This is a genomic window from Pseudomonadota bacterium (assembly GCA_026388315.1).
Taxonomy (GTDB): Bacteria; Desulfobacterota; Syntrophorhabdia; order Syntrophorhabdales; family Syntrophorhabdaceae; genus MWEV01.
In genome coordinates this window covers 22626-28799 of sequence record JAPLKA010000115.1, presented here as the reverse complement: position 1 = coordinate 28799, position 6174 = coordinate 22626, and the positions used below count along the sequence as shown (strand labels likewise).

8 protein-coding genes are annotated in these 6174 nt (G+C 47.4%); 5 read left to right on the top strand and 3 right to left on the bottom strand.

The window, feature by feature from the left end; genetic code table 11:
- Positions 1–179 precede the first annotated feature (179 nt).
- The 5 genes from NTX75_16710 (at position 180) to NTX75_16690 (ending at position 2397) form a co-directional block, all read left to right on the top strand.
- Positions 180–572, top strand: a complete 393-nt coding sequence (locus tag NTX75_16710) for a carboxymuconolactone decarboxylase family protein (GenBank protein MCX5817857.1) — start codon at positions 180–182, stop codon at positions 570–572.
- A gap of 513 nt (positions 573–1085) precedes the next feature.
- Positions 1086–1367 (top strand): type II toxin-antitoxin system Phd/YefM family antitoxin, encoded by a 282-nt coding sequence (locus NTX75_16705; GenBank protein ID MCX5817856.1) that lies wholly within the window; start codon positions 1086–1088, stop codon positions 1365–1367.
- Positions 1364–1699: a type II toxin-antitoxin system RelE/ParE family toxin gene (locus tag NTX75_16700; protein ID MCX5817855.1), complete on the top strand. Its 336-nt coding sequence runs from the start codon at positions 1364–1366 to the stop codon at positions 1697–1699. Before NTX75_16705 ends, NTX75_16700 begins: the two co-directional genes overlap by 4 nt.
- A gap of 132 nt (positions 1700–1831) precedes the next feature.
- The gene (locus tag NTX75_16695) at positions 1832–2065 is read left to right on the top strand and encodes a hypothetical protein (GenBank protein ID MCX5817854.1); all 234 of its coding nucleotides are present in this window, start codon (positions 1832–1834) and stop codon (positions 2063–2065) included.
- Between the two features lie 143 nt (positions 2066–2208).
- Complete coding sequence (locus tag NTX75_16690) at positions 2209–2397, top strand: hypothetical protein (protein ID MCX5817853.1); 189 nt, start codon at positions 2209–2211, stop codon at positions 2395–2397.
- Here NTX75_16690 and NTX75_16685 read toward each other — a convergent pair.
- The 3 genes from NTX75_16685 to NTX75_16675 all read right to left on the bottom strand — a co-directional run bounded on the left by NTX75_16685 (position 2381) and on the right by NTX75_16675 (position 6088).
- The gene (locus tag NTX75_16685; GenBank protein ID MCX5817852.1) at positions 2381–3763 is read right to left on the bottom strand and encodes a TRAP transporter substrate-binding protein; all 1383 of its coding nucleotides are present in this window, start codon (positions 3761–3763) and stop codon (positions 2381–2383) included. The two genes, NTX75_16690 and NTX75_16685, sit on opposite strands and share 17 nt — an antisense overlap.
- 190 nt (positions 3764–3953) lie before the next feature.
- Entirely contained in the window at positions 3954–5144 is a 1191-nt protein-coding gene (locus NTX75_16680; GenBank protein MCX5817851.1) for a hypothetical protein, read from the bottom strand.
- A gap of 131 nt (positions 5145–5275) precedes the next feature.
- The gene (locus NTX75_16675; GenBank protein ID MCX5817850.1) at positions 5276–6088 is read right to left on the bottom strand and encodes an alpha/beta hydrolase; all 813 of its coding nucleotides are present in this window, start codon (positions 6086–6088) and stop codon (positions 5276–5278) included.
- Positions 6089–6174 lie beyond the last annotated feature (86 nt).

Genomic DNA, 6174 nt, shown 5'->3' with positions numbered 1-6174 from the left:
TTGACCTTTGTAAAAGTTCATAAGGCTTCCTCCTTAATTGGGTATTTTGGTTCCTCTCAAACCGATTCTACCATGTCTGGAGGAGGCCTTGAATAGTATCAAGCCGTTGGAGCCGATCGGCAACAAAGAACGTTGCCTCTGGCTCAGCTTTTTGTTAGGCATTTACTTGGAGGAAAGAAATGGATCAGCAAGATCGTTACCAGCGAGGCTGGGAAAAACTTAAAGAAGTTGATGGAGAAGCTGGTGAAAGAGTTGTTGACAGTCTGAAAGATATCGCACCCGACTTTGCTCGATTGCTAATAGAATTTCCATTCGGGGATATCTATTCGCGTCCTGGTCTCGATCTTAAATCTCGCGAAATTGCTGTTGTTGCTGCATTGACAGCACTCGGCAATGCTGTTCCTCAATTAAAGGTTCATATTCATGGGGCGCTAAACGTTGGCTGTACCCGACAAGAGGTTGTTGAAGTTGTCATGCAAATGGCTGTTTATGCTGGATTTCCTTCAGCTCTTAACGGGCTGTTTGCAGCAAAAGAGGTTTTCAAAGAGCGTGACGATTCGGGGAAAAGTTAACCAGCCTAACCATTCCTCACAGAATCGCCCTTACCTTCGGCTCGTACTTTTGATAGTATTCAACATATGAACACCTTTTGGTTCTCGTACAGGGGACTTTCACCCCATAAGTTCACGCCCATGCCGAGCGTACACAACTTGATGGAGCCGACTCCTTACAGTCGCGGCTCATCATGGCGTTGGAACCAGATGAAAAGATGGAAGACGGACTATTAATGACCGGCCGCCATCATATAACGAAATGCCTGAGAAGGCGCGCGTGCCTGTCTCGAAAACATTCGGACGCTTTGGCCTCATATGTCTCCGCAACTGTTGCGGAGACAGCCAGATGCCCCGTAAAACCAATGCTGGCTTTGCTTTGGAGCACGGAGTCTTTTTGCTGTAGGAATATAGGACGTCCCCTCCGTCGGCCTCATAGCTCATAGCTAAGCGCTGACGACCAAGTCACACGACCAAAAAACTACTTGACAACCGGTCTTATTGTGATACCATATAAAGACCGGAGGTGTTGAAATGAATATTCAAAGAGATATCAAACCTGTTACCTACCTTAAATCGAAGGCAGCCGATCTGTTGAAGCAAATAAACGAAACTCATCGACCTGTAGTTATTACTCAAAACGGCGAGCCAAGGGCTGTGCTTCAGGACCCTGAGAGCTACGAGAACATGCGAAACGCCATTGGTATCCTGAAGCTGATTTCTCAAGGAGAAGAGGACATAAGGAATAGAAAGTCTAAAGCCCAGGACGAGCTGTTTAATGAAATTGAGAATACGCTTAAAGAAAGAATGAGATGAAGAAAGTCCACGCCGTCAGATGGTCGGAAACATCAGAGAACGATCTCAAGGGCATCGTTGACTACATCGCTGGCGACAGCCCCTCACGGGCTTATGAAGTGTTTAGCAACATCAAAGAAAAGGCCTCCACCCTCCATTTATTTCCGGACAGAGGTCGTATTGTCCCCGAGCTTCAGGATCAAGGAATCACTCAATACCGTGAGCTCATTGTGGCTCCATGGAGAATCATCTACAGGGTGTCGGAGGAAGCCGTCTACGTGTTGTCCGTACTTGATTCCCGGCAGAACGTCGAAGACATTCTCCTAAAAAGGCTTATTACGTTGAAACTTTGACCGAACGGGGAGATGGGTAGCAAATTATTCTGGGTTGATAGGTAACACTTTTTGTATGATTCGTAGGCACGAAGGCGGTGCAGCGAATTGGCCATAAAACCGGCCTCTCGCTGATGGCCGATGTTATGCAATATGAAAAAACGATTCATTGCTTTCCTGACACAGGCATGGAAAGAAAATTGGCCACCCCGACTAAGGGATGACGTAAAAGATCAGCTGGCAAGGGTGGATGAGACCACACCTCATTGTCCCGTATTTGTTCAGCAAAGGGAGTTACGTGCGGCCCTTCATTCCCCCTACTTCTCCTCCTTCTATGTCCCTGCCTTCTTTAAAGATGTGGAATTCGAACTGACTGATGGAGAGTAGGTATTATTCCCTGGCATTGAGGTTGCTCTGGTTCCCGGACACTCCGCTGGCACACAGGCAATTATCGTGGAAACCAATGAAGGGAAGGCCGCTGTCTCCAGCTTCTGCTGTGTGGCTGATAGTTTAATGGGAGGAGGACAATCATGAGGCGAATACAGGTATTGCTCGTAAGCATCCTGCTGACAGGACTCATAGTAACATGCATGGCAGGCGCAGGGATGGTGAAGAAACTCATATCCATGAGCATACCCATGAGGATGGAACAAAACACAGCCATGAACACAGCCACAGCCATCACCATTCCGGCTCTCATCATCACAAAGAGTAATTAATGGGTTTTTTTTGACCGGTTTCGAGCTTGTTTAGTATCCCGCGGACAAAATCAATATTTGAACGCAATTGAAAATAATTCTCAGCAAAACTTTGCGGTACCTTGAGAGAGATTGCATCCTGCTCCAGGGTATCAAGGCGCTGGGTGTATTCATCCCGGCGAGACGGCTCATAATTGTTGATGATCTCGTTCTCCAGGAACTTCAGCTTGCCGTATTGCTGCTGCAGGCGTTTGAGTACCCGTTGCCGCCGGAAATTCGGCATTGAACTGATGATCGGATATGCGAAGGCAATAAGCGGCATGAGCAAAATGGACATACGATCAATGAATTCGGCCAACCAGAACGGCAGATAGCGCATAAGGAACGGCGGCCCGTTCTGGTAATAGCGCTGCGCAATCTCGCTTTCCGGTACGGTGGGGTCTTTGTAGGAGGGAAATTCTTTGGCGTGGGAAAAGAAGCTCTCGCGCCCGTTAACCTCTGTCATTGCCTGCATGAAGAGCATCTGAATCGCAGGGTGGAGGTTTTTGTCAATGAGCAGGTTGAGGGTTGTGGCAATCGTTTGCACATCTTCAGGAGGCAGATTCTTCGCCATATCTATCGATCCCATAGGGATTTGGACTGCCTCGATGAAATGGAGCTGCTTCGTATAGGCCGGTACACGGGTAAATTGAACCAGATGGACCCCCGGGCTGTACAATAGGGCTTGAACCAGGGCATCAAGGCTGTCCACAATAATCATACCGTCTATCTCGCCGCGTTGAAGTGCCCTGGCTGCATCTATGAATGGAATCTCCAGTATATTTGGTCCCACAGAAATCCCGTTGAGCTTCAGTATGTGCCGGGTCAGGGCGTTTGTGCCGCTGCCCGGCGGCCCGATAGCGATCTTATTTGTTTTTAGTGCTTCCACACCCTTAAATTCCTTACCGATTGGCCCACGGTGAAAGAACCACAACGGGTCGTATCCTGTGCTGCCTAAGGAAAGCAGCTCTTTTGCCTCTTCCGGCTTCAAAAGTCCCCCCTGCACAAAGGCTACGTGAATGGAATTTTTTCGATCCAGGAGCCGGGCTATATTTTCTCTGGAGCCGCTAGTAGAAACTATTTCCAGTAATATGCCGTGTCGGCGAAAAAACCTAGCATATTCCTTGGCAAAAAGATCTGCGGAGCTCCCGCTCACCCCTGAAGCGATCACCACATGTCTCGGCGGGGCCGGCTTGGCAAGCCAGATTGCCATGCCCACAATAATTGCCAGGAGGAGCAGCAACGGCCAGGTTTCCCGCAAAAGCCGTATCAGGGAGAAGCATCTATCCCTCAAGAGTTCGAGAGAGGCCTCAATATGTTCTTTAAAATCTTCTTTTACCGAACCCATATCTACACCATGACACCGTTATTTTAGCAATATATTCAGATAGATTCTACAAATATTCTTGTACCGGGCTGTATTCAACTATCCTGCAGCAGAACTGCACACTATTGTATGGAATTCATATTATTTTATGGACATCCCTGCGTTCTCGTTATCCCACTTTAAAAGACTGAGGGTTAGCATGAAGACCCGATTATTTCATGATAAAGGCATGAGGGGGTAGCAAAAAAGATTGTTTTCCGAGTAGTGTTGGTTTCCCAAGGGTCGTTTTGAGATACTCCAGCATAAGCTCTCCAACAATCTGCTCTTTTGGTGTGTTGGTAAAGGATACGTGTTCATCTAATTCAGATTTGCTGATTTTACCGATCTGGATGGCCAATGATCGTTGTGCTTGCCACAAGGCAGCATATTTTTTCATCAAATCGTCTGCCGGCATATTCGAAAGCCAATGGTAAACAGAAAGCATCTGATTCGGAGGAGGCAGACGAGGAGATTCCAGAACCATTCTACAATCGCGGGCGAAGCGTTTCATCCCGTTAAGGATGTGATTTGATTTAACAAAATTTATTCCTGACCAGCCGGCGCGAAGCCATTGAAAAATACCAGTCCTGACCATGGTTGGTGCAGTGCTTGATTCCGCATAGACACCAATTGAAAAAAAATTGTAAATGTAAGACTTGGCCCACCCAAAGCCAGTTATTGAAGAACCGGGCTCTCCCGAGTAGTAGTAGTTCCAGTCATTGTCATTACCCAGAATGGCCCCTTTTTTCCCGACATTGGATTGACCGATCTGTTTTGATATGGAGACCAGAACCTGACGTCCTTTATAATTGAGCAGGATGAGCGTTCTTTTCAGATCGTATTCATGATAGACACCGGTATTGAGGTCGGGGGTGTCGGATTCACGCTGTATACCGTGGATGACGACGGGAGTTCCGGCAGGAGGAACCGGTTGCCAACTGTTGGGTGGTTTTTGAATTTCGTCTTGAGGGTTGGTCCAAACAGAGTAGCGCAGAGAAGATGGCCTCGTGATTGCAGGCGGGATGAGAGGACCATACGAATACTCCAGGAATCGGGGAAAGGTAATCTTTGTGTCGAATTCGTAATAAGTCCCGGTACTCTCCAAGGTTTTCGGGAGGGCGTATTCCCTGTTTTGCTTCGAACTCAGGACATAATCCACGAAGGTAACCACGGCGTGTTCATCAAGGCCGACTTTTGGCTCAATGCAAAATTGCACCAGTTTCATTGCAGCGTCATTGACAGGGATGGAAGCGTCTATGGGAGAAAGCGCTGCGGCGGGCTGATGCAACAGGATCAATAGCAACACGAGAACAATGCAGCCCGATATAGGCCGGAAATACCGGAAATAAATGTGTCGTTTCATGCTGGGGATATTACAGGTGGCTTTCATTTGATGCGGGAAATCATACGACGGGCAGACCTCCCGTGTCAAATGAAATACTATACTACTTGAACGGCTTGAACGGTTTTATCGGCTTGCCCGTGGGAGTCTTTTTATGCCAGGCACGATACTTTAGGCCGGATCTTTAAGTCTCTGCCATCCTTGTTTCTCTTTAAGAAATCCAGAACGGTACGGGTGTATTCTTCCGGGCGTTGGTCATAGGAATTGTGGCCGCACTTCGGAAAAACGGCAAGCTCACCCCTTGGAAGATGACGGTAAAAGGCGACGGATTGCTCAACGTCAAAGATAGAACTGCGGTCCGGGTAGAGCACCAGGGCGGGACAGGCAACCATATGAAGGATTGGGCGCAGGTCAAAATAGTCTACACCATAAGCGCCGCCATATCTGGCGAATTGATTGTAATAGATTTCTGCTGCTTCTCCGTGCCATTCAATCATCTTGGCCTGCAGTCCGGGTTCCAGATCTGTAAATTCTGTTACAAGCCTCATGGTATTGAGTTCGGTCATGGGCACCTCGCTGTAGCATTGCGTACTGGCAACAGTTAAGGTTTTAACCTCCCCGGGATATTTGATGGAATAATCGACACCTATAACGCCTCCTTCACATTGTCCCACTAAATGACATTCCTCAATACCGAGGTGTTCCTTTATTGTTTTCAGCTCTTCGACACTTTCCGGGCGGTAACGATCACTTACATAAAAATCCAGAAAATCATCCCCCGGTTCAGAGCGGCCATACCCCCGGCGGTCATACATTACTACCTTGTAGCCTTCAGCCACAAAGCGAGGATAGATGCCCTTCCATATCTTCATACAGCCAAAACCATGATGCATAAAAAAAATCACTTCCCCTTCACCATGAACTTCGTAATAAATCCGGAACTTATTTGTTTTTACAAAAGGCATAGGATGCTCCTTGAGTCTTATTTCTGAAAATAAAAGATTCCCTCAATTTTTCAATAACACTTTCGGCTGATTTACTCAATACTTAT

Bases quoted from the DNA above. Each gene is read 5' to 3' on its own strand.
- NTX75_16710 (MCX5817857.1), top strand. From the start codon at position 180: ATGGATCAGCAAGATCGTTACCAGCGAGGCTGGGAAAAACTTAAAGAA.
- NTX75_16705 (MCX5817856.1), top strand. From the start codon at position 1,086: ATGAATATTCAAAGAGATATCAAACCTGTTACCTACCTTAAATCGAAG.
- NTX75_16700 (MCX5817855.1), top strand. From the start codon at position 1,364: ATGAAGAAAGTCCACGCCGTCAGATGGTCGGAAACATCAGAGAACGAT.
- NTX75_16695 (MCX5817854.1), top strand. From the start codon at position 1,832: ATGAAAAAACGATTCATTGCTTTCCTGACACAGGCATGGAAAGAAAAT.
- NTX75_16690 (MCX5817853.1), top strand. From the start codon at position 2,209: ATGAGGCGAATACAGGTATTGCTCGTAAGCATCCTGCTGACAGGACTC.
- NTX75_16685 (MCX5817852.1), bottom strand. From the start codon at position 3,763: ATGGGTTCGGTAAAAGAAGATTTTAAAGAACATATTGAGGCCTCTCTC.
- NTX75_16680 (MCX5817851.1), bottom strand. From the start codon at position 5,144: ATGAAACGACACATTTATTTCCGGTATTTCCGGCCTATATCGGGCTGC.
- NTX75_16675 (MCX5817850.1), bottom strand. From the start codon at position 6,088: ATGCCTTTTGTAAAAACAAATAAGTTCCGGATTTATTACGAAGTTCAT.